Below are 24157 nucleotides of genomic sequence, written 5' to 3' on the forward strand. Positions count from 1 at the left end.
TTCAATTAAAAAATCAATCGCCTTTGATGACCTTTTTTAATTCAGGATTCATTACAAAATTGGAAGTCTCCTGTGTATTGTAATCTACAGAAATTTTGAAAGATTGCTCCGAATGATCAACAACGAAGCCTTCAAAGTTTACTTTGTTGGCAACGATTGATGGCATCATTTCTTCTTTTGTGATCTCTACGTCTAAGTTGTATTTGTCTTTAAAAAAATGAATAGCCGTAGCCTTCGTTTCATTTATAATGTCTTGATTGCTGCTGCTATTCTCGGGAGTGTTGTTCTTATCCATGGTTTGGCATCCTCCAAGCAATAAAATAATAACGAGAAAACCAAGCAGCGCTATTAACGATCGAGATCTGGCTTTAATAACGATCAACCCCTTCGAAGTTTGATGATAAAACAAACAAGATTGTGGTACCTCCAAAATTTATTTTTTTTCGATAAACGGTTCATAACCCTTGGCCCTAATCGCAGCAACCAGTTCTGGGCTCATCGTGAAACTTGATGTAATATTTGTTTTGTAATTCACACTAATAGTGAAATATTGATCTTCACTCTCTATTACATTCCCTTCCAATATGACTTGTTCAGCTATATATGATGGAAGCATCTTTGATTGCGTTATCTCGACATTCAGCTCATACTTATCTTTTAAATGCTTGATAGCTGTAGTTTTGGCTTGATCAATGATCTTTTCTTCATTGCTGCTATTTTTGGTTGAGGTCTTGTTAGCTATTGCTTGGTATCCTCCAAGCAATAAAATAACGACGAATAAGCCAAGAAGTATTTTAATGGATCGAGATCTGGCTTTAATAACGATCAACCCCTTCGATGTAACCTGACTTAGGTTTTGATAAATATCAATCCAATAATTGGATGTGTTCAACCTTGAATTCTACAATCTGGAATTTTTTATTTCTATAGGAATAGATGCTCAAATAAATGCAGGACTCAAGCTGGGACTTTCTTTTTAGGTAATTTTTACAACTTTGGACTCATGACAAAATACTCAGTTTCTTTTTTCTCTGTTTTTTACGTGTTAGTCTGTATTTATTTGTAAGGGTCAATTCCATTGGCTAGGATTGTCTTTTCAAGCTCTGGAAGGTAGAACAATAAATAAAAAAAGAAGCCTTACGCTGTCTTTTCATCAGACGAGGCTTCTTTATCTTTAATTTGCTCTACTTGGGCACGTTTCCTTTTGGATGTTCTTTTTATTTTTAAGAGTAGGGGTTTGCGGTAGTAACACAATAACAGACGGAATATAAAATAAACGACGACAGAGGATATAAGACTATTTACAACAGATCCGATTAGGAAGTTTAAGCCCATATCGCCGAGTTTGCTGAAATAATCAGCAAGGACGGAATATTTTCTATCTGGAACAGGAATATGGATTACATCATGGAGTTCAATCGGTGGTGTCGTAGAAGAGAAGAGATGGCTGACCAGGACGCCGACTTTATAATTAATGAAAAAAAGCAGAGGCCAGAGCAGTTGGCCGATGGTTGCGGCAATTACAGCGGCTGCCATATTGCCTCGAACCATCCGGCTAAATGCCATGGCAATTAATATATCGATCCCAAAGGTAGGATACCAGCAGGGAAAAAAACCGGAAGAAAAACCGATAGCAATTTGGTGGTCGCTGTTTTTCATACGAAGCAGCGATAAAAAGTAATACTTAAGTGTTCTCAAGAATTTTCGAAGCAATTGAAGTTTCCTCCAGAAGTTGCAGAATAGAAGGCATGGATCATTGCATGATGAAATGGCTAAACAAAACCAGACAGAAGAAGGGGCCGTGTATATCGCGGCCCCTTCATTGAATATTGCCTTATTAATAGTATACAGGATCTGTAAAACAAAAGATATGTGACAGGAGTATTACTTTGACACACATAGTTATATGTGTTAAATTGTACTCATCCCAATATGAGGGAGGAAAATAGATGATTGAGTCATTACATAACAGCGATCTGGTTCGCGGTAATATTGATACGTTTATATTGAGGGTGTTAAAAGACGGAGATAATTACGGTTACCAGATTATTAAGGAAATATCTTTACGCGGCAACAATCGTTTCGAGCTGAAGGAGCCCACCTTGTATTCAAGTCTTAGAAGATTAGAGAAGCAGGGGTTCATTACTTCCTATTGGGGAGAAGAGACGCAAGGAGGACGGCGCAAATATTATACGTTAACGGCAGAGGGGCAGGACAGATTCACTCAGAATTGGGAAGAGTGGAAGGCAGCGAGGGAAATCATTGACGTCCTGATTGGTTATGGAAAGGAGCAGTAAATGATGACAAGCAGAAATGATTTGGAAATTTTTGTAGACCGTTTATTTGCGAATCATAGAAAGACCAAAGCCGTATTAGATCTCCGAGACGAGGTCCTTAGTAATTTGGAGGCTAAAGTAACAGATTATTTGGACAACGGAATGGAGTATCAGCACGCCGTTTGTCTTGCCATAGAGGATATTGAAGCGATTGACAATTTAATTGACGACAATCAGAAGATATATGTTTACAAATACAGATATGACATGGCGCAGAATGTGCTCTTGTACACGTTGATTGCCTGGATTCTGACCATTCCGCTGCGGCTTATGCCGATGGGCATGATGGTGAATAACTTACTTATTTTACTGATCGTTCCTTCAGGGATTTTCTTCTTCCTGTCCCATAGTCAAAAAGATGATCACCGCACTGCCATAATCAATACATTGAGGGTGCAGCGATTGAGTTATGCGGTGTGGGTTATCTGGGGAATATATGCAGCTGCAATTACAGCTTTTACGTTGATGACCCGATGGGGTAGCGACTTATGGTTCGGACGAAGTATCCGGATCGATGGACCCTATACTTTTTACGTTATTGTATTAGAGTTTGTCATCCCTCTGATTACTGTAATCATTCCACTGCTGATTCATAAGGCGGACAGACTTATTCAGAAATATGAGGTGAGAGAATGATGAATAAGAAGAACATATGGATTCTTATTCTGGTTATCATTGGTATAGGTGGTATTGTTGCTGTGGAGGGGTATGCGAAGCCAAAAGTGAGAGAGCAGGAAGCGCGATATGAAACAGAGCAGAAGAGCCCTTATACTCACGATATATCGCGCTCTTTGGAGTTTAGAAGCAAATACATGGGTAACGCCGGAAATATTGGTAATCTCAACAACTCTCTCCCGTATAGCGATATGAACAACACATTCCAGCTGTATCCTGATGAATTGACTGCGGAATTGAAATATAAAATCTTATCGGCTGAGCTTGAAACTGCGAAGCTACAGGAAATGCTGTTATATGTTGCTACAGCGAATTTTGTAATGATTGATAACTTGCAAGCACTGCGTTTGACGTTCGAAGATGCTGTCTTTACGATTCAAAGAAAGGCAGTAGAGGAATGGTATGGTGGAGAGGGAAGTCTGGTTTTATTGCAAAATAAACAGAACTGGCGTGAACTCGTTCAAGACAAAATGAAGGATCGAGAGTTCACTCAAAAGTTTAATGATCAATTGGTGACACGCGAAGCAGTTCAATAACGTTGAGTAAGGTGATGCAAGCTTCGGGATTAGAAAAACGGCTCGCTAGGGTTTCAATGGCGAGCCGTTTTTCTTTACTATTGTGTTGTCCTGCCCGCTCTTACACCGCGGCCATACTTGAGGGTGAGTGCCACACCGAATAGCATACCGATAAACGACATGACGGAGACGGATAAGTACAGCGTTTGTCCGCCGAAGGCGTTATAGATAGCTCCCCCTACATACGATGCAATGATGCCAGAAACCCCGAAGAACAGGAGAGCCAGAACGGTCTGACCTGTTGCGCGCCATTCCTCGGGCACGATCCGGTACAGATACTGGATTGCCGCCGAGTAGAAGATTGGAAAAGTGAACAGCTGCAGAACCTGCAGGTAGGCGAGCACATAAGGATCGGTAACCCATGCCGAGATGAAAAAACGTAAAAAATAAAAGGCGCCGGCTATTGTTATGATGACAAGTTCCTTCCCTTTCCGAAGCCACCAGAAGCTTAGGGCAAAAATCGCAATTTCGCTCCAGGCAGCAATAAACCAGGCTTGCCCGACTAGCTCCGGACTTCCTCCCAGCTCCTTGATATAAACACCGAGGAACGTGTCATTCATTCGTGCAGGAACGGAGCTAATGAAGACGAGCACAAGGAACAGCAAGGTCTCTTTGTTGCTCAGAAATTTTTTCAGACTGCTGAGGGTAACCGGCTTTCCTGTTACCGGAGCATCAGGCATTCCTATAATGATGATAAAGCTGACAAGTCCGATTCCAGCGAACAGATAGGCAAGACTGTGGGCACCCATATAGGACATGAAGTAGCCGGAACATAGCGCCATGACGCCATAGCCGAGTGCACCATATGTACGAATGGAGCCGTAGCTGATTCCGGCGGCCTCGGATACGCGAAAGTTCAAGCTTTCTGTTAAGGGATCAATCGGCATCAAGAAAAAATATAACAGCATAGCGAATACAATGAGTATGGAATAACTGCTTGATGCATACAGCAAATACCCGATTACACTGGAGCAAATAAGTAGTAGAAGGAGAACCTTGCGGACCGTCTTGGTCCGGTCACTGATCATCCCCCATAATGGCTGGGCAAATATCGTTATAATACCGCCGCTGCCTACGATAAATCCTATTTGCGCAGGGTTTAATCCTTGCTCGGCTAGATATACGGGTAGAAAGGGAATGAAAATCGCCAGCAGTGCAAAGTATAAGAAGTTGAATGATCGTAATGATGTGGTTTGTTTCATAAAATGTCCATGACCTCACTTGTTAGATTTCGAGAGGGGATTTAGCCGTTGGGCTTTTTCAAAAATGATTAATATGTCTGCATATGACATGATAACATGGTTTTAGATATCTATGCAGATTATCACTCCATATCTCGGCAAATGTCCAGTAATACACTAAAATCGCAAACATTTTCACTATGAAAGGTTTTCGTTTTCGAAAAAATTGTTAGAATAAAGAATAGCACGTCTCAAGAATTAAGAAGATATCATTCGATTTAAAGAGAGGAATATTAAACCTATGATTATTAAACCTAGAACACGTGGTTTTATTTGTACGACTGCCCATCCGGAAGGCTGCGCTCGTCAGGTGCTGGAGCAGATGGAGTATATTAAGTCCAAACCTGAGATTAAAGGTCCTCGTAATGTACTCGTCATTGGGGCTTCAACGGGGTACGGTCTTTCAGCGCGTATCACTGCGGCATTTGGGGCGCACGCCAACACGGTTGGGGTGTATCGTCCGAGCCAGGCAACCGAGAAGAGAACGGCATCAGCAGGATGGTACAATTCAGCTGCGTTTGAGAAAGCGGCCCGGGAAGCTAACCTTAAATCATTCAGTGTAACCGGAGACGCGTTCTCCGATGAGACGAAACAAAGAACGGCCGAGTTGATCCGAAGTGAACTGGGTCAAGTGGATCTGGTCGTGTACAGTGTGGCATCGGCTCGACGCACAAATCCGAAGACTGGCGAAGCTGTAAACTCTGTTCTTAAACCTATTGGAGCGCCGTATACGAACAAAACGGTCAATTTCCACACCGGGGAAGTAAGTGAAGTAACGATCGAGCCGGCGACGGAGCAGGAGATTCGGGACACGGTTGAGGTTATGGGAGGCGAGGATTGGGAATTGTGGATCCATCAGCTTCGTGAAGCTGGCGTGTTGACAGATAACGTCATAACGATTGCCTACTCCTACATCGGATCGGATATCACACAAGCTGTTTACCGGGATGGCTCAATCGGACAGGCGAAGGATCATCTGGAGGTGACAGCTCTAAAATTGAATGAGGAGCTCTCAGCCGGTGGAGGCCGGGCATTCGTATCGGTCAGCAAAGCACTGGTAACGCAGTCCAGTTCAGCGATTCCTGTCGTTCCTCTATATGTGTCTGCTCTTTATAAGGTCATGAAAGAGAAAGGGCTTCATGAAGGTTGTATTGAACAGACCTATCGCTTGTTTACGGATCGTTTGTACTCTGGACAAGAAACCCCGGTGGATGAGAAGGGCCGTATCCGTATTGATGATTGGGAGCTCCGCCCGGATGTGCAGGAAGAAGTGATCAAGTTGTGGGATCAGGTGAGTAGCGAGAATATTCATGAGCTTACGGATCTTGAAGGATACCGTCGCGAGTTCTTCCAGTTGTTTGGTTTTGAAACCGAAGGCGTTGATTACGACGCGGATGTTAATCCGGTTGTGGACATACCTAAAGCACGATAATAAGCTATTCATAACAGCAGTAAGTTATGAGGCGAGAAGATCCTGAATGAAGCGGGATCTTCTCGTTTTTTGTATCACCAACTTTATTCGGGCAGATAAATAAGTTTCGAGAATTTTAGAATCAATAAGTATGTGTTATATGGTTGACGATCTATTCGAGTCGGATTATTATTATCGTGACTGGAGTAAATAGGTTGATAAATTTAGAATTAAACAATTTCGATCATGAAAAATGCTCGTTATACGCCTGGTATTGACGTTATATGAGAATCATTAATCCAATGAGGAAAATAAATAGGGGTCTTTCAATGAAAAAGCATGATCAGGATTTTATGAGACAGCAAAATAAAATAACCGTCTATGAGCTGATTAAGAACGACAGCCCGATATCCAGGGCATCCATTGCAAAGAAGACGGAAATGAGCCCGACAACGGTCAGCCGGATCGTTGGAGAACTGACGAAGCAAGGATATGTCGCGGAATTTGAGCAGGTATCTTCTGGACTAGGGCGTAAAGCAACGATGCTAGGACTGATGGCAAATTCTGTTTTGTCCATTGGAGTGGAGATCGATAAGCACCGAATTAGTCTTGGTGTTGTGGATGTAAATGGCGCCGTACTAGTCTCCAAATTTCATCACCGGATACCCGAAGAGAGTGCGGAGATGACAATTACCACCATTGTCCGTATGCTGCAGGAGATCGTCGAGTCGGAAGGTCTTGATTCCGCCCGTATCGCCGGAATTGGAGTAGGCCTTCCCGGAATCGTGGACAATGAGAACGGCATAGTCGTCTTCTCAGTACAGCTGGGTTGGAAAAATATCGACATTGCGCATCGTTTGAAAGCGTTAACAGGATATGAGGTGGCGATAGATAACGAGCTTAAGGTGAAGGCACTTGCCGAACATCTTCGAGGATCTGCTGTTGGGTCAAAGCGGACAGCATTGCTTGGTTTCGGAACAGGTGTGGGTTCGGCTCTTATTATTGAGGGTGAGATTTACCGAGGGGAATCCAATAGTGCCGGTGAAATCGGGCATACGACCATTGATCCGAACGGTGCGATGTGTGAATGCGGCAAAGCAGGTTGTCTGCAGACGTATATCATTACAAGCGCGTTGCTGCTTGAAGCGAACAAGATCCGCAAGGTGGATACATTGGAGGAGATATTTGAAGCCCGGCGGTCCAAAGAGATGTGGGCTGTACAACTGATTGAGCGTGCACTTACTTATATCGCGATTACAGTGAACAATGTGCTCTGTGTATATAATCCCGACATTGTTATTTTGAGTGGTGAGTTGATCGAGAATTTTCCGGAGATTCGACAGGAGATTGAGGATTTGTGTTTTAACCGATTTGTGTGGGAGCCGCTGCGCGATTCATTCAGCCTGCAATACACTGCCCTTGGAGAAGAGGGTGTTATGATCGGCTCCGGCTTGCTGGCTCAGACGCGTTTTTTTTCATTGGAATAGAACGAAAAATTGATGAAAAGGTGGATTGAAAATGACTGGATTTACTGCATTAGTAGAGGAATATCGGGGCGGGTTGCTGGAAAATGTGCATTATGGGGCAATTAGTGTTGTAGATGAGACAGGGAAAGAGCTTTACAGCACAGGGGATTCTGAGCATGTGACATTTCTCCGTTCTGCCGCTAAACCGTTTCAGGCCATACCGGTCATAAAGCGTCGTATAGATGAGAAGTACGGGATAACTGGGGAGGAAGCCGCGCTATTTGCAGCCTCACATCGGGGTGAAGCTTTTCACATAGACGCCCTGGAATCCATTTTGCGTAAAACAGGCATTCAGGAGGAAGAATTACACTGCTGTCCGACCTATCCGTTGAATGAAGATGCTAAGGCTCAACGACTGCGCGGGAACGAAGAGAAGCGCCGAATATTTCATAACTGCTCCGGTAAGCATGCCGGATTGATCGCCCTTAGCAAACATATGGGATGGGATTCTGAGACGTATTACAGACCAGAGCATCCTGTTCAGAAGGAAATCATTGAAACGCTTGCTCTTTTTACAGAGGTTTCGCAAGAGCAGATTGGTCTGGGAGTAGATGGCTGCGGACTTCCGATTTTTGCGGTACCGCTAAAGTCGATTGCTTTAGCATATCTAAAGCTGGCTTGTTCTGATCTGATCCCGGATGAGGAGACACGATTTGCGGCAGAGCGGATATCTAAGCTGATGAATAATCATCCGAACATGATAGCTGATACCCAGTTTGTTTGTTCCACGTTATTAAAGGATTCGAATTTAACAGCTAAAGGCGGTGCAAAAGGTGTGTATGGAATTGGACTTCGTAAAGAACGAATCGGAATATCGCTGAAAGTATCCGACGGATCGGAGCAGGTATGGCCGAGTATCATTGCATCTATCCTGAAGTTTATTGGATATAGCAATGAGCATACGATCGACAGTCTATATGAGTTGATTCCGAACCAAATCGTAAATGACAACGGTCTGGTAGTCGGTGAGCGCAAAACGGTATTCTCTTTACAAGGTTAAGCAGTGAATCAAGGGCTTATCCGACGACCAATAAATATAGTAGGGAAGGGATAAATATGCATATTAAGTTGATTGCGGATCGGAAAACGGATGTTCAGATCTACCCGTTATATCAGAAAGAAGAGTTTATTTACCCGATCCGCGATGCATACCGGAAAGCAGGCAATACGGTTTGGTTTCTCAGCCGCAGTGAGGAAGATAGAGATATCCTCGTTGTCGGTTTGGGTGAACGTAACAGGCTGGATCTGGAAACCGTCCGGCGGGCGGGTGGTTTGTCCGCACGAAAGATTCAGAAGGAAGGATTGGTGTCGGCCTGTCTCGTTCGAAAGGCAGATCCCGGATGCTGTTCATTCAGTTCAGAGACATCATCCGAGTGGCTTCAAGCTTGGTTAGAAGGCTGGCTGCTCGGGCTGTACGGATTTCATAAATACCGCACCTCTTTCCCGCTGCCTGTGGAGGTAACCCTGCAAATTCATCCGGGAGACTGGCCGGAGATGACAGAGAATGAACTACAGCAGGTCATAAGAACGGCTAAAATCCGGGCGACCGGGACTATGTTTGCGAGGGACCTTGTGAATGAAACACCTGATTATTTGCATCCGGACAGGATGGTTGAGTGGATAAAAGCTCGTTTTAAGGATATTCCCGTAAAGGTCACGGTTTATAGAGGTGAGCAATTGGCGGAACATCAAATGAACGGCCTTCTCAAAGTGGGGGCAGGGAGCGTTTACCCCCCCGCCATGATTGAGCTCCGATATGAAGGGGATGCGTCACTGCCGCTTATAAGTCTTGTCGGTAAAGGAATCACATTTGATATGGGCGGCATGAATGTAAAGAGTGGTAAAGATATCAGTGATGCACGAATGGATATGGGAGGTGCAGCCGCAGTTGCTGGTGCAATGGATATTCTTGCTTCACAACGTGCCAAGGTCAATGTGGTGGCGCTGATCGCAGTCGCCGAAAATGTACCGGATGCCCATGCTATGCTACCTTCTTCAATCGTTACATTTCCTAATGGAATAACGGTACAGGCTGCTAATACAGATGCGGAAGGAAGGCTGGTGCTGGCGGATGCACTGCTACACGCTGCAGCACTCGGAGCGGTTGAGACGATTGATATTGCGACGCTTACGGGCAACGTAGGCGCAGCGCTGGGACTTGGCATTGCCGGTATATGGGGTGATGAGGATATGACACAACGCCTGGTTTCCATCGGTGATCGAAATGGGGAGAGACTGTGGCCGATGCCGCTTATGGATGAATATGAGTCGGAGCTACATAGCGATTATGCCGATCTTAGTAATATTGGCTCCTCATCACTGGCTGGGGCTATTACAGCAGCACTCTTTATACGCCGGTTCGTCACTAAGCCTATGAAGTGGGTTCATATCGACATGGCCGGAACCGTACAGTATAAAGGGGATGCGGGCTATTCGGCATCAGGTGCTACCGGCTATGGTGCACGTTTGCTTGCCGATTATGTCTTATTGCGGCATTGTACGGGTACACTTGACGAGAATGGTAAGGAGGTATTGTCATGATATTGGAAGTGATTGCGACTACGCTTCAGGATGCTTTGACTGCAGAAGAGAGCGGCGCGGATCGAATTGAACTAATTACAGCGGTAACGGAAGGGGGATTGACCCCCAGTATAGGATTAATCGAGCGGGTAACTGAAAGAGTTAAAATTCCGGTTAATGTGATGATTCGTCCTCACAGTCGGTCATTTATTATGGATGACGAGGATTTGGAAACGATGCTGGCAGATATAACTCGAATTAAGAACAGCGGAGCGGCAGGAATCGTTATGGGGCCTTTGACATCGGAGGGTACGATTGATGAGCCGACGCTAAAAAAGCTGTTGGCTGAAGCGGGCTCTCTGGACGTTACCTATCACCGGGCTTTTGACGAAGCGTTGGATCAACTAGCAGCGTTTGAGGTACTTAGCGGCTATCCGGAAATTTCCCGTATCTTGACTTCTGGCGGTCCTTCGCCTGCACCACAGTCGGTTCCAGAACTACAGCGGCTTGTAGAACGTTCGCAGGAAGGCGGCCCCCGTATTCTTGCCGGTTACGGTTTGACGCCGGAAGGGATCCTATCTTTTATTGAAGAAACGGGTGTGAAGGAGGTTCATTTCGGCTCTTCGATCCGTGAAGGACGCCGGGGTCTTGGATTGATTGACGGACCGCTTCTTCGGTCATTAGCAGATAAGCTGCATCAAATAAACTAAGATGTTGACGGTTTTAATCGGTATACCAAACAACCCGCCTCTTCACTGATGGAGAGACGGGTTGTTCTGTTTTTTATGAGATGCACACTCACTTATTTCAATGGAACCTGCTTGGATAATTTTTCGAACTGCTGCAGGTGCGGTGTAACTTTGGATTGGATGCTTTGAAAATATTTCAGCACCGCTTCATGTTTACGCTGCTCTGCTTTTGTGTCGCCTGGGAAGAAGGAGTATACCTTGTTAACAGATCCGTTTTTATACTGCGCACTGAACATCCTACCCGTTTTCCAAGATTCCTTCATGTTTGTATTACTACCCAGGATAGTTAGTGACTCAGTACCGTTTTTGTAGCTGAAACTGTAATCCGGATCGGCTAGCGCATGAATGACGTCATAACCGCTTTGAAGCTGATTGCTTTTGAACGTGCCGGTCTGAATCTGGTTCCATTGTACGGTGCCGTCTGCTAGGGTCACTTTATGGGTCAGTGTACCCGTACCCTCCATTTTGTCCCCGCTCCAGGACCCGCTGTATACCACTTTGTGCTGCTCGCCTTCTTTTGTATATTGATTGATATATTTTCCGTTACCGGAACGCATACCGTTTTTAAAGTCACCTGAGTATTGTTTGCCATCTCCCCAGTTAATGGTTCCGCGTCCGTTCGGCTGGCCATTCTCAACATCGCCATAGTAAGTCATACGTTCTGAGATATGTATCCATTCCTTGGAGGAAGCGGCCTCGGCAGAAGGTGAAGCTAAAACAAACGAGGTGGCTGTAAGTGACGCAGAGAGCGCCAATGACAGGGATAAAGCAGCAATTTTGTTCATGGTTTATATTCTCCTTTTAGTTCTCATTCCGTCTTAGATTATTATACTCCTTTCGGATCGGGAGCAACATACACAAGTAGGCCCCGGCTTCCATCCGTTGTTACCAGACTACTACGGCATGGCAACAACGGCGGTTCGGTAACCCTTGGTAAATCGAGGTAACCAGGAATGCAGTGGTCATATCCGCAGCTTTATTTTGAAATATCAATAAAACCTTCTCCAAACACATCTCGTACATCGTGAATCGTGACAAAGGCGTTTACATCCTCAGCCCGAACGATTTTTTTAAGACTGGAAACCTCCTGCTTGCTGATCACAATGTAGAGTATATCTTTCGTTTGTCCGGTGTAATAACCGTACCCTCGTAACACGGTCACCCCGCGATCCATGACTTCCGTAACGTGATTTGCAATGCGTTCGTGATGGGCCGAAATGATGGTCACCGCTTTTTTAGGATTCAAGCCTTCAATGATGAACTCCATGGCTTTGGTCCCGATATAGAGGAGGACAACCGTAAACATGACCTTCTCCACCCCAATGACAAAGATGGACATTCCGGCAACGATGAGATCAAAAAACAGCAGGGCATAGCTAACATTCCAATCCCAATATTTATTCGCGAGGCGGGCTAAAATTACTGTACCTGCCGTCGTGCCTCCAACCCTAATAATCAGTCCAATCCCGACACCGGCAAACAACCCGGCAAAAATAGCATTAATTAAGGGCTCGCTCGAGGATATCTGCCAGTTCTCTGTTAAGTGTAAAAATAGGGCGTTAAAAGCAACAGCGATGATGGTATAGTACGTCGTTCTCTTGTCCAGCAATTTGTAACCGATGATTAGCAAAATTCCGTTGATAACGATGCTAACAAGTGCTGGGGACCACTGAAGTGAATAATACAGAATGATTGAAATCCCGGTAACTCCGCCTTCTCCGAGATCATTGGGAATGACAAATAGATTTACCGCCAGAGCAAAAATAAATCCTCCGACGAGCAGCATAATCATATCAAATACTCTTTTTTTCATTGAAAATACCTCCATTACTTCAATAAACTCACAAAAAAAGCGATTAAAGGAAAATAATCATCCTTTAATCGCTTTATGCAATCAAACACAGGTTGCGCAGCTCTTTTGATAATCTCATTATAATGAACAATATAGGTGATGTAAATGATTTTAAATTAATTCTGATTAGAATAGAAGAGCAGTATTTCGAGATGAAAGATACCTCTATATGTGTTACATCAGTGTCTCTAGCATCTTGAATCCCCACTTACAGGAGATAGTATAATACGTACCGGAGGTGAATGGTTTGCATTCAAAAGACGATACGAATTTGCATGAAACATATCCAATTGGGGAAGTCGCTAAAATGACCGGAACCACTGTGAAAACCGTCCGTTACTATGACGAGATCGGTTTACTTAAGGCCACAAGCTATACCGAGGGAAGACATCGACTGTATACGAAGGAAGATATATGGCGCTTACAGCTGATTACAACTCTGCGTTATCTGGATTTTGGAATTAATGAAATAAGCAAGATGATATCTGGAGAAATACCGGTTGCCAAAGCACTTGACTGGCAGATCGAATCCTTAGAGACACAGGTTAATATCCGCCAAACAAACGGCCGCTTGGCACGAGCTGCAAGAGCTCATGAACGACCCCCAGTTTATAGTGGGTCTGAGAAATATTGAGTTTCTATTACCTCATATCGTTCATCAACCTCGATATAATGCTACCACATGGGTGAAGAAGATTGAGGAAATCCAGGATCGACTGACTAAAGCATTGAAGCAAAATTGTTCGGCCGACAGTCCGATTGTACAGGCCATCGTCGATGATATGGCCATGCTATATGCGAATTCAGAGCAGTTGGATCATAAAGAAGATTTCTTCCACTACTTTGTCGAATATTTTCAGAGAACCCAAACCAAACGTCTCGAACGATGCAATACGTTATGTTCCATTATAAGCCCACAATTCCACTTGCTTTCGAAAGGAAACCTCTTACTATTCCAAGGAATTGAATGGAAGCTTGAACAATTGCAAGATCAAGCCTTTCGGATATCGACTCCCTCCATCTTTTCATATAGCGGTGAAAATAGATATAAATCGGAGAAGCCCATATGCTTCATATTTTTTATTTTCATCCAATAATTACCACCAGCGGGTACATGCTCGTACCGTGGTAGAGTTTCCTCTACAAACTTGATAAACTCCTTATCACTCGAATTCCGTGCGTCTCTTAGTGAGTCATCGGCGCTCATCATCATAAATGGCTTCTTCAGCCCGTCTGCCGGAACCCGGAGTTTGCCATATAGAACACCGTCCATATTGAGAGCTGCTTTGATTCTGGAATCCGTCATTAGCATCTGGGTGCTTGTTGCCCCACCGAAGGAATGCCCAAACATTCCCACATTCTGCATATCCATTCGGCCTGTAAAACGTTGATCCGGATCATTCTTGGCCAGCTTCTCCACTTGATCCAGCACAAACTTCGCGTCTTCCACCCATCCTTCATTGGCTTTATCTAAATAGGCGATCGAGTTCGTATCTTGCGGCATATAATTGGCCACACGACCGTTAGAAAAAATGGAGGCCGTGCTGCTGTAAGTGTGATCTATACCTACCACGATATATCCTTGACTGACTAATTGTTCGATCTGAAAAGTGTTCTGATTTTTATGTCCACTAAATCCATGTGAGAAAAGAAGCACCGGATAAGCGGGTTCCTGATTGGAAATCTCCGCGTTCTCAATGGCATGCGTTTTGACATAACCAAAAGTTGTAAACAACAGCTTCGGCAGATTCAGAATCTTACTATAACCCTCTGCAAAAACATCCGCGTTAGAAATATAAGGGGCTACATTGCCTGTGGCTGTCGAATCAGCAGGATACCAGATCTGTACCATTAACTCGCGCTTGTCGCCAGGCTCCGGTGTGAAAGTTTCTTCCCGCTGTTCATCCTTCCAATCGTAGGTGACGGTGCCGATTTTGTACGGGCCTCTCGGCTTCTCGAAAGTGAATACCGGAAGTAGGAGAGGTAGCGCCACGGCAACGATAGGATATAGGGTTGCCAGCGTCGTAATTAGTACAAGGCGAACAGGAGATGTTTTCTTGTTCACTTCCTTCGGTTTAAGGAAGTGCCTGATAGTGAAGATAACGATAGGAATTAGCGTCATTGCATAAGCCGGAATCATCTGCCAGCGCATGCCTTCGACGAGTCCGTGTGTCAGCATGAATATGACGGAAATGCCGAAACCAATGAGTAGCCCTCGTTGCGACTTGTTCCTAGCAAATATTAACCAACCGAGCAATAGGACATTAAAGATGATATACAATATTTCAAAAGACCTCACAAGATAAAACCTCCTCATTTACTATTCTGGATGTCTTCTGGTTCAAAGTATAAGACCTCCTGTGAGGGGAGAATCAAAACTTATTTTCAATCCATAAGAGAGTCAAGAAGAAACAAGAGTCCCACTATGTAACAATGGGATAGAACGTTCATCTGGTCTTATCCGGTTAAACAACCTTGTGGTAAATGAAAAAAGGCAGACTTTGAGTGTTGTACAACGCGCCAGTAATGCGTTTAACGACACTCGAAGCCTGCCTTCATGGGTTGGGGGGGAGGTGCAATGTTGTTGTTTGCAGCCGCTATTCCTACGCTTGCTCGTGCCGCTGCCGATACTGACCCGGGGTTATACCCTCCAGCTTCTTGAACGTCCGGTTGAAGTATGACGGCTGATAACCGATTGATTCCGCGATTTCGTTCATCATCATATCGGTCTTGATAAGCATTTCCTTCGCGCGGTTTATTTTCAAGGCCGTGACATAATCTACGTAGTTAGAGCCGATCATTTGCTTGAACGCACGGCTCAACTGCGAAGTGCTGACCCCCGCTTCGGCAGCTATCGTCTCGAGCGACAGTTCGTTCATGAAATTATCCTCAATGCGGGCAAGGACATCCTCCACAACCTGCTTCATCGTTGTATTGTAGCTCTTGGTGAGCGAATCGATATACGGCCGGATAATTTTGCTCTCGAACCAGTCGAGGCATGCCTTCGTATCGCGGAGTGCGCTCAGCTCCTCGTATAGCCGGGCGCCGTCATAGACGGCATACGGATTATGTCCGGCCTGCAACATGGCGCGGTGAATGTTACCCATAAGCCGCATCAGCCCCTGATGCACGAGCCATTCGGCCGCCCCGCCTGCTTGCATGGCGGCAACGAAACGCTCGAGTCCTTTCATTGCCTCGTCTTCCAGTCCCATGTTGAGAGCATGTATCAAGTCCTGTTCTAGTTCAATTGGGAACTGGACCCGGTCAACCAGCTCCGACTGGTTTAATACTTGCTCCGCTTCGAGCAGCTGGCTGGCGGCGTCAAAGGCACGGTAGCGCAATGCCCGCCGCGCCTGCTCCAAAGCATGCGGCACATCCGTCCATCGTTCGGTCGGGCCGCTCATTACGATGGTCGCCTTTAGACGGAGCACGTCGCGTAGGGCGCGCTCATACTGCCTGCACAGTCGCCGGAGAGACTCCCGTCCCTCTGTTTCTGATGCAGGCTGCGGTAGAATGAGCACGACGCCGAAGGATCCATCGTCGAAAGCAAGTGTATGCGCGAAGTCAGAAGCATTCTGGGACAGTTCCTCTACAGCATTAATGGCGGCATATACCAGTAAATCATCGTCTTTGTCAGACAGAGGAGCACGCTCTTCGCCGAGCGGGTGCTGGCGGAAGACGACGGCGGCGAATCGCTTGCCCTCGATGTCCACGTCGAAGCTATGCAGCTTTGACGTCAGCTCAGCCTCCGTCAAGTGCGTGGCCTGTCCGGTGACGAAGCGGTTGATGTATGCCTCACGTAGGGCCGGCATGGATTGATTCAATTGGCTCTGCAGCGACTCGTTCGCGAACCGGTATTGCTTCCACTCGTGCTCAATATAATCGAGCTCGTTGCGCACGACCGCATCCGGTTTCCGCCAGCCGGCAAGCATATCCATGACCCGCCGGATCGGGTTATAAATCCGTCTTGTTGCGTACCAGCTCAGTACAAGAGCGGCTACCAACACTACGGAGAAACAAATAAGAATAATATGCGTGTACGCCTGGGTTGGAGCAGTGATAATCGATCGCGGCGTGCCGGAGACGAACGTCCAGCCGCTGCTGAGCTTCTCGAACGTGACGGCGTTAACAAGCAGCGTATCTCCGTTCAAGGGAACTTCCCAGCCTTCTGGTGGCCAGCTGCCTTCCTCAGCTTGGGACAGCTCGCTGCGGATAGCATCAAGCGTTTCGGGGGATTGGGCAGCAAGCTCGGACTGGCCGATGACGTGCCCTTCGCTGTCGAGCAGGATTGCTACCTTATCCGTATCGGTGAAGAGGTGCAGCTTTGACGGATTCAAATAAATGACGATCGCCCCATACGGCGTTGCACCGTTATAAGGCAGTTTCATGACGATGGCATGGGTGGAGCCGCCTTGCTGGAACGGGGGATCCAACTGATGTGTCCAGAAGATGCCGGCGTCGGCATCCATAAGTGTCTGCCACTGTTTTAACTCCACTTTGTCCTCCAACGTACGGGCGCCGAGCGACGTCTGCAGCACTTTGGCTTGCTTGTCCACGTACAAATACACCTGATCAATAAGAGGATCAGCGTTCTGAACGAGCGACAGCGTATCCAAGAGCTGATTTGTCTCTTCGAAGCGATTAGCGAAGTCCATGTCGGACAATGTCGGCTTGAAATGCGGCTTCACAACCATCTGTACCGCGTATTGGATAAGCTGTCCGAACTGGTTGTCGATTTGCTTGGCTGCATCCATCAGGGTTTCCTCGTTTTTTAATTGAAACTGCTTGACCAAATGCTGATTGCCGAAATACCAATAGGTGGCGCTAATGACTGTTATCGGCAGAGAAGTCAGCAGCACGGCAAGAACCATGCTCTGCCAATAGAACACTCCTTTCACTGCGAACTGCTTCATCCAAGGATGCCTCATCTATAAGTTCCTCCCTGTCGCTCTCACGAATGCCCTGTACTCCGGTACAACTCGTTTATACCATAAATATACTTAATCGGAATCAGCTTGAAAAGGTTTACATTGGTTTTACAAGACAGGTGTGTTCGATTTCTGCTGCAGAAAAAAAGTGCAATCCGGGGAAATTAATACCTGTTTCGCAGCGGTAGAAACATAAAAAAGCCTTGTCCCATGAGGCTTTCAGCCGTTGGAGCGAATCGGGAGCGTCAATAGCGCTCCGAACGGAAAAAAAGTCAAATTGCAAGTAATTTTGATAGCGCTTACATTTAGGTTAACCGTTCCGGTAATGACATCGTTAGCATGAACATGAAAGTGAGGTTTTTATATGAATCGACAAGGTAGCGCCGCAACTGCCGCGGGAAAGAAGGGTAGCTCTGTCTCTACTAAACGGATGGGGCGACGGAGCGTTTGGGCGGATGTCAAGCGGGAGAAGTATCTGCTTCTGCTAGCTTTGCCAGGCATCATTTTTTTCATTGTGTTTAAGTATATTCCGATTACGAATTTGGTTATTGCCTTTCAGGACTATTCACCGTATTTCGGCATAACGGGGAGTCCATGGGTCGGATTCGAACACTTCAGCCGTTTTTTTAGCAATGAAGATTTCTATATGCTGCTGCGCAACACGCTGGCCATAAGTTTTCTCAATTTAATTTTCTTCTTTCCGGCACCCATCATTCTGTCTATCATGCTGAATGAAGTGCGCAATGCCATCGTCAAGCGGACGGTGCAGTCGCTGATTTACATTCCGCACTTTCTGTCTTGGGTACTTATTTATGGCTTGACGTTCCTCATGTTCTCTCAATCCGAGGGCTTGGTGAACAAATTTATGATTTCCATAGGTAATGACACTATAGATATTTTGTCTAACCCCAATTATTTCTGGGGCATGCTGACTGCGCAGTCCATATGGAAAGAAGTCGGCTGGGGCACGATTATTTTCCTCGCGGCTATCGCCGGCATCGATCCGCAGTTGTATGAAGCAGCCGTCATGGACGGGGCTGGACGAATGCGCCGCATTTGGCATATTACGCTACCCGGCATGCGCAACGTCATTATGATTCTGTTCATTCTTCGTCTCGGGACGATTATGGATACGGGCTTCGAGCAGATTTATCTTATGATGAACGCAGCGGTGTCGAATGTGGCCGAAGTGTTCGACACGTATGTGTACCGAGTCGGCATCAAGCAAGGGGAATTTAGTTACAGTACGGCCATCGGCCTGTTTAAATCGCTTGTCGGCGTTATCCTCGTCGTGACGGCCAACAAAGTAGCGAAGAAATTCGGGCAAGACAGCCTGTATTGACGGGTGAAAGTAATGTGCATGAGAGGAGTCGAGCTTCATGAGAGATTTAGGCTGGAAAGACCGCCTGTTTAACATTACCAACGTATCGTTATTGCTGCTGATCAGTTTGGCAACTGTATTTCCCATTTATTATACGGTTGTACTGTCCTTTACGGATCCAACGGAGTATTACAGCCGGCCGCTTATCCTGTTTCCGCAGAATTGGACGCTTGATGCCTACAAGCATCTGTTGTCGAACGGTCTGTTTATGAGCTCGCTTGGCATGAGCACGTTTCTCGCTACAGCGGGGACGGCGTTTAGCCTTATTGTAACGGGGGGGATGGCTTATGCCTTGTCGCGAAAGCGCCTCCCGTTCCGCAAAACGATTATGTTTCTTATTCTACTGACGTTTCTGTTCCAGCCGGGTTTGGTGCCGCTGTACTTGGTTGTCCGCAATTTGGGGCTCATAGACAGCGCGTGGTCGCTTATCCTTCCGGCTCTCACGAGCGCTTGGTACGTACTTTTGATGAAGGGCTTCTTTGACAGCATTCCGGACAGTCTGGAAGAAGCGGGACGCATAGACGGCTGCAATGAAATCGGTGTCTTCTGGCGTATTATGTTGCCGTTGTCGCTTCCGGCGTTGGTGGCGTTCGGACTGTTTTTCGCGGTCGGATATTGGAATACGTACTTCAACGCCCTTATGTTCATCAACGATCAGACGAAGTGGCCTCTGCAGGTACTGCTACAGAATATGTTGGTGGATCCGTCGACGATGGGTGGAGGAACAGGTGGGCTGGAGTTCCGCTTAAACCGTCAAATGCCTTCGGAGACGCTTAAGATGGCAGCGGTTGTTATCGCGACCGTACCGATTATGCTGGTGTATCCATTCTTACAGAAGCACTTCGCCAAAGGCGCGATGGTCGGCTCTGTCAAAGAATGATAATCATATAAGGATGCACAAGGTTAAATACCATGACAAGGTAAAAAAGGGAGGATCCACACATGCAAATCAAACACAAAAAATTGACATCTGTGCTCAAAACGTCGATGCTGCTTCTGCTGGCTAGCTCGGTATTACTGTCGGGCTGCGGCGGCGGTAAGGACAATGCGTCCGGTCAAGCAGGCGATAGCAGCCCGACAAAGATTACGATGCAGACACTGAACTATGCGCAGGATATGGTGGACAAGAGCAGTCCGCTCTGGCAGGAGCTCGAGAAGAAGACGAATACGGAGCTTAGCATTACGTGGCTCACACCGACGACGATCCAGGACAAAGTGAACGTGATGCTTGCTTCGGGGGACTTGCCGGACGTGACGTTTGTCGAAACCCTCAACAACTCGCAGCTTCAGAAGATGATCCAGCAAGGAGTGTTCTGGGATTTGACGCCTTATATTAAGGATTATCCGAATCTAAGCAGCCCACAGCTTGCACAGATGTGGGAGGATTCGAAGGTTGGCGGCAAGAACTATGCCATTCCGCGCTATTACCCGAGCTATGGCGGGGGACTGTTCCCGATGCTGCGCAAGGATTGGTTGGACAAGCTGGGCTTAGAGGCGCCGACAACGATGGACGAGTTGTTCGACGTGTTGGTGGCGTTTAGAGACAAGGATCCGAACGGAAATGGTCAGAAAGATGAAATTCCTTACGCAACGACACCAGGTTCGCTTCTCTTCATGTATGGCATTTATAACGAAACAATAGGAAACTGGAAGTTGAAGGATGGCAAGCTTGTACCGGTCATTACGGAGGATGCATCTCGCGACGCGCTTCTCTGGATTAAGAAGGCATTTGACGAGGGGCTGTTTCCGAAAGACTTTGCCATTATGAAGTTTTCCCAAGTCGTTGATCTCGTGCGCGGCGGGAAAGTGGGTACGAGTGACTTTTCGATGAATTCGGTATGGGGACACGGTATGGTAATCCGTGAGGCGATTCCGGAAGCTGAACTTATTCCAACTACGTATTTAGAGAACCCGAACGGCTTCAAATACACGCCATCTGGCTCGTCTTATTACGGTGTGTACCTCATTCCGAAGAAAGTGTCTGAGGAGAAGGTGAAGAAGATTCTTGAGGTATTCGATTACGGCAACAGTCCGGAAGGTAACGTCATGCTGTATCATGGTATGAAAGGTGTTCACTATAATGAGGAAGATGGAAAGAAAGTACTTACGGAACAAGGTAAAAAAGATATGGTGGGCGATGGTAATATGTCGAGCTTATTCCATCTTATCAGTGACGATATGTCGATCGGTGCAGTTGGCATGCCGGACGACTTGTATGAGCGCAACGTGCAGATTGTGAACGAACGCAAGAAGATTGCGGTGCTGGAGCCAGCGCGAGGATTGTATTCAGACGCGTATAACCGTCTCTATCCGGAGATTGAGAAGAAAGTCGATGACATACGTACGAAGGTCATCATCGGCCAAGAGACGATCGAGGCGTACGATCAATTCATCGAGCAGTTGAAGCAGGATAAAAACTTGCAGCTCATTACTGAAGAAATGAACAAGGAATATGAGAAGAAGGTTGCGAAGTAAGTAATTGATAGAGAGGAGCGCCATAGTCGGGCGCTCCTCTTTGTATTTTTTGCACACACAGGTGCTGATATTGTGTCCTTAAAAAGTCTGTAAATGTAAAATCATTGACAGTTATAATTTGGCTCTACTAGTATTAAAGTCAACTATCAAGATGTACACCAATGAATGTGAAGTCGAATCATCTAACAAATAGTGAAAGGAGAGTAATTGGTAAAAGCAGATGAAACAGAATTCTAAATGTGTGAGAGAGGGAGATGAAATGATGTATTCCTTATTTCGGAAATCAATGCTCTGGTGTCTGTCGGTACTTATTCCAATCTCTATGTTTTTGAGCAATTCCGGACGAGTAGAGGCAAGCAACACCGATACCACATTCGGACAGCCAGTTGATCTGGGATCTCCGATACAACAGATCAGCATTTTTGATAGTGCATATAACAAGGTTAATGGCAATGATTATATGTATACAACAGTGAGTGGTACACCCGCAATGCTTAACGTAATCAATCTTAGCACTTATGAAATCGTGGATACACTACCACTGAAGGGCAGTGCACAGGCATGGGTACATAAGGCGGATAAAAATGGAAGCGTTTACGTAGGGTCGACCTCCAATATTTTGTATCGTTATGACTCATCAAGCGGGAAGATTGAAGAGCTGGGAACACCCATACCGGGAGAAGGTGGCATCTGGTCTATGACACTTGATGATGATGGGAACGTATTATGGAGGAACCTTTCCTGGAGGGAAGATTTTTAAGTATGATGTTACTCAAAAACAATATATCAATTTCGGCAGCGCAGTTGAAGGACAGCAATATGTTCGGTCAATGGCTTACCATAACGGATCGATCTATGCTGGTACAGGCTCAACCGGACATTTGATTAAGATGGATCCGACAAGCGGCGCGAAAGAAGAAATTCCGTTGAAACCAATACCGGGCGTAAGTGAATATCCGTTTGTTTACAATCTTGATGTGGCGGGAGACTACTTGTTTGCCCATTTATCAGGCGGTTCTATAAAGAAGTTGATTATTTATGATCTGGTCAACAAGGAGTGGCTTGACACTGCTGTAGATGGATTTGACGGTGTTAAAGTATCTCCGGAACTGAACGGAAAAGTTTATTTCTTGAAAAGTCAAAAACTAGTGTCTTTTGATCTTACCTCTCATGAAGTGAGAGATACGGGCATCTCCCAGGTCATGTCTATGAAAAATTCCGGTTGGATTGGTTCAGACATTCAAAATATGAAACTGGCCAGCATCCAATTCAATGGTATCGTCACTTTGATGCAGCCTGAACAAGGCGTTCGTGAGGAACTTTATCCAATTGTGGAAGGGCAAAGTGCACCTCTCCATATTCTTGAAAAAGGTCCAGACGGGAATCTGTACATGAGTGCTTATCCTAGCGCAAACGGTGCACGTTATAATCCGGTAACCAAGTCTCGAGAAATGTTTACAATGAATCAGGCGGAGAGTATGGGGGCCTACCGGGATAAGCTTTATATTGGCATATACCCTGGCGCTGAGATCCATGAACTCACTCCTGACCTTCCTATCCAGCCAAATGAAAATCCGATTTACAAGTTCAGCATTGGTGAAGAACAGGATCGGCCGTATGTGTTTGCGGCAGGGGATGACAAAGTGTTTTTCGGAACGGTGCCTTTATACGGTAAACTTGGAGGTTCATTAGTGACTTACGAACCTGCCTCTGTTACATCGGTTACATATTCGGTTTACAGAAATGTTGTCGAGGACCAGAGCATTGTCGGTCTGGCATACAGAGACGGAAAGGTTTATGGATCCACCAGTATTCATGGCGGACTTGGCATAGAACCTACAGCAACCGAGGCCAAAATGTTTGTCTGGGATACGGTAACAGACAGCAAAATAACTGAATTTACTCCAGATCTGTCAACTGCTCTTAAAAAGCCGGTTATGATCAGCGGTTTAACCTTTGGTCCAGACGGGTTGCTCTGGGCAGCGGCAGACGGAATCATCTTTGCGGTGAACCCGGATACGCTGGAAATCGAGAAAGAAGCGTCAATATATCCGGAAGTGCAAAATTACGGCATGTGGAATCCTATCCACCTGCGATGGGGACAAGATGGACTGTTATATACAGATCTATACGGAAAAATAACAGTGCTCGATATCAGTACGATGGAAGTTGTGTACACTGGGCCTAAAACCAGCTATATGACAATCGGAGATGATGGAAACATCTATTATGTTGAAGGAACCCGTCTAAAAATGATTCCAGTCAATGACAGCGGAACAGAACAACCCGGAACTAAACCTTCCACGGATGTGAATGGTGATGGTAAGGTCAATCTCCTCGATTTAATGATGGTTGCAAAACATACTGGCAGTCCTGTTTCGGATACAATCTCTCATTTAGATATAAATGGAGACGGAATGATAGATGTGACAGATGTCGGATTAGTAGGCTTATCGATGATGGAGAATGGATTCCAAGAATGAGGAGA

General features: G+C 45.9%; 22 protein-coding genes. 14 read left to right on the forward strand and 8 right to left on the reverse strand.

What is annotated here, in order from left to right; all coding sequences use genetic code 11:
- Positions 1 to 13 precede the first annotated feature (13 nt).
- The 3 genes from AC2TF5_RS06240 to AC2TF5_RS06250 form a co-directional block, all read right to left on the reverse strand.
- The gene (locus tag AC2TF5_RS06240; RefSeq protein WP_491301338.1) at positions 14 to 295 is read right to left on the reverse strand and encodes a hypothetical protein; all 282 of its coding nucleotides are present in this window, start codon (positions 293 to 295) and stop codon (positions 14 to 16) included.
- Between the two features lie 138 nt (positions 296 to 433).
- On the reverse strand, positions 434 to 892 hold the full coding sequence (locus AC2TF5_RS06245; protein ID WP_491301339.1) for a hypothetical protein: 459 nt from the start codon (positions 890 to 892) through the stop codon (positions 434 to 436).
- A 245-nt stretch (positions 893 to 1137) separates the two neighbouring features.
- On the reverse strand, positions 1138 to 1713 hold the full coding sequence (locus AC2TF5_RS06250; RefSeq protein WP_491301340.1) for a DUF2062 domain-containing protein: 576 nt from the start codon (positions 1711 to 1713) through the stop codon (positions 1138 to 1140).
- 236 nt (positions 1714 to 1949) lie between these two features.
- Between AC2TF5_RS06250 and AC2TF5_RS06255 the strand changes: the two genes are divergently transcribed.
- Genes AC2TF5_RS06255 through AC2TF5_RS06265 form a run of 3 tightly spaced genes read left to right on the forward strand, consistent with a single transcriptional unit; the run spans position 1950 to position 3547 of the window.
- On the forward strand, positions 1950 to 2297 hold the full coding sequence (locus AC2TF5_RS06255; protein WP_208918209.1) for a PadR family transcriptional regulator: 348 nt from the start codon (positions 1950 to 1952) through the stop codon (positions 2295 to 2297).
- A complete protein-coding gene (locus AC2TF5_RS06260; RefSeq protein WP_491301341.1) occupies positions 2298 to 2972 on the forward strand; it encodes a permease prefix domain 1-containing protein in 675 nt (224 codons plus the stop codon).
- Positions 2969 to 3547, forward strand: a complete 579-nt coding sequence (locus AC2TF5_RS06265; RefSeq protein WP_491301342.1) for a DUF4825 domain-containing protein — start codon at positions 2969 to 2971, stop codon at positions 3545 to 3547. Before AC2TF5_RS06260 ends, AC2TF5_RS06265 begins: the two co-directional genes overlap by 4 nt.
- Before the next feature lie 77 nt (positions 3548 to 3624).
- On the opposite strand, the gene AC2TF5_RS06270 is transcribed toward AC2TF5_RS06265, so the two are convergent.
- Positions 3625 to 4788, reverse strand: a complete 1164-nt coding sequence (locus tag AC2TF5_RS06270) for an MFS transporter (protein ID WP_491301343.1) — start codon at positions 4786 to 4788, stop codon at positions 3625 to 3627.
- A 280-nt stretch (positions 4789 to 5068) separates the two neighbouring features.
- On the opposite strand from AC2TF5_RS06270, the gene fabV reads away from it, so the two are divergent.
- From fabV to AC2TF5_RS06295, 5 genes are all read left to right on the forward strand, one after another.
- Positions 5069 to 6259 carry an enoyl-ACP reductase FabV gene (gene fabV / locus AC2TF5_RS06275; RefSeq protein ID WP_491301344.1) on the forward strand — a complete coding sequence of 397 codons (1191 nt, stop codon included), beginning with the start codon at positions 5069 to 5071 and terminating at the stop codon, positions 6257 to 6259.
- Positions 6260 to 6567: 308 nt separating this feature from the next.
- Entirely contained in the window at positions 6568 to 7725 is a 1158-nt protein-coding gene (locus AC2TF5_RS06280; RefSeq protein ID WP_491301345.1) for an ROK family transcriptional regulator, read from the forward strand.
- Positions 7726 to 7756: 31 nt separating this feature from the next.
- Positions 7757 to 8764 (forward strand): asparaginase, encoded by a 1008-nt coding sequence (locus AC2TF5_RS06285; RefSeq protein WP_491301346.1) that lies wholly within the window; start codon positions 7757 to 7759, stop codon positions 8762 to 8764.
- 56 nt (positions 8765 to 8820) lie between these two features.
- Positions 8821 to 10305 carry a leucyl aminopeptidase family protein gene (locus AC2TF5_RS06290; RefSeq protein WP_491301347.1) on the forward strand — a complete coding sequence of 495 codons (1485 nt, stop codon included), beginning with the start codon at positions 8821 to 8823 and terminating at the stop codon, positions 10303 to 10305.
- Positions 10302 to 10994 (forward strand): copper homeostasis protein CutC, encoded by a 693-nt coding sequence (locus tag AC2TF5_RS06295; RefSeq protein ID WP_491301348.1) that lies wholly within the window; start codon positions 10302 to 10304, stop codon positions 10992 to 10994. The genes AC2TF5_RS06290 and AC2TF5_RS06295 overlap by 4 nt, the downstream gene beginning before the upstream one ends.
- A gap of 92 nt (positions 10995 to 11086) precedes the next feature.
- Here AC2TF5_RS06295 and AC2TF5_RS06300 read toward each other — a convergent pair whose 3' ends face one another.
- Positions 11087 to 11818, reverse strand: a complete 732-nt coding sequence (locus tag AC2TF5_RS06300; protein ID WP_491301349.1) for an MORN repeat-containing protein — start codon at positions 11816 to 11818, stop codon at positions 11087 to 11089.
- Positions 11819 to 12009: 191 nt separating this feature from the next.
- Positions 12010 to 12846 (reverse strand): YitT family protein, encoded by an 837-nt coding sequence (locus AC2TF5_RS06305; RefSeq protein ID WP_491301350.1) that lies wholly within the window; start codon positions 12844 to 12846, stop codon positions 12010 to 12012.
- A gap of 286 nt (positions 12847 to 13132) precedes the next feature.
- On the opposite strand from AC2TF5_RS06305, the gene AC2TF5_RS06310 reads away from it, so the two are divergent.
- Positions 13133 to 13519 carry a MerR family transcriptional regulator gene (locus AC2TF5_RS06310; RefSeq protein WP_491301351.1) on the forward strand — a complete coding sequence of 129 codons (387 nt, stop codon included), beginning with the start codon at positions 13133 to 13135 and terminating at the stop codon, positions 13517 to 13519.
- A 357-nt stretch (positions 13520 to 13876) separates the two neighbouring features.
- Here the strand turns inward: AC2TF5_RS06310 and AC2TF5_RS06315 are convergent, their stop codons facing one another.
- Positions 13877 to 15184 carry an alpha/beta hydrolase family protein gene (locus AC2TF5_RS06315; RefSeq protein ID WP_491301352.1) on the reverse strand — a complete coding sequence of 436 codons (1308 nt, stop codon included), beginning with the start codon at positions 15182 to 15184 and terminating at the stop codon, positions 13877 to 13879.
- A 304-nt stretch (positions 15185 to 15488) separates the two neighbouring features.
- Entirely contained in the window at positions 15489 to 17798 is a 2310-nt protein-coding gene (locus AC2TF5_RS06320; RefSeq protein ID WP_491301353.1) for a helix-turn-helix domain-containing protein, read from the reverse strand.
- 445 nt (positions 17799 to 18243) lie between these two features.
- Here AC2TF5_RS06320 and AC2TF5_RS06325 point away from each other — a divergent pair, with 445 nt between their 5' ends.
- The 5 genes from AC2TF5_RS06325 to AC2TF5_RS06345 all read left to right on the forward strand — a co-directional run bounded on the left by AC2TF5_RS06325 (position 18244) and on the right by AC2TF5_RS06345 (position 24152).
- Positions 18244 to 19155, forward strand: a complete 912-nt coding sequence (locus AC2TF5_RS06325; RefSeq protein ID WP_491302822.1) for an ABC transporter permease — start codon at positions 18244 to 18246, stop codon at positions 19153 to 19155.
- 37 nt (positions 19156 to 19192) lie between these two features.
- A complete protein-coding gene (locus AC2TF5_RS06330) occupies positions 19193 to 20074 on the forward strand; it encodes a carbohydrate ABC transporter permease (RefSeq protein WP_491301354.1) in 882 nt (293 codons plus the stop codon).
- 62 nt (positions 20075 to 20136) lie between these two features.
- Positions 20137 to 21669 (forward strand): extracellular solute-binding protein, encoded by a 1533-nt coding sequence (locus tag AC2TF5_RS06335; protein ID WP_491301355.1) that lies wholly within the window; start codon positions 20137 to 20139, stop codon positions 21667 to 21669.
- Positions 21670 to 21928: 259 nt separating this feature from the next.
- Positions 21929 to 22429: a YncE family protein gene (locus AC2TF5_RS06340; protein ID WP_491301356.1), complete on the forward strand. Its 501-nt coding sequence runs from the start codon at positions 21929 to 21931 to the stop codon at positions 22427 to 22429.
- Positions 22377 to 24152, forward strand: a complete 1776-nt coding sequence (locus tag AC2TF5_RS06345) for a dockerin type I domain-containing protein (protein ID WP_491301357.1) — start codon at positions 22377 to 22379, stop codon at positions 24150 to 24152. The genes AC2TF5_RS06340 and AC2TF5_RS06345 overlap by 53 nt, the downstream gene beginning before the upstream one ends.
- Positions 24153 to 24157 lie beyond the last annotated feature (5 nt).

Source organism: Paenibacillus sp. JNUCC 34 (assembly GCF_058269055.1).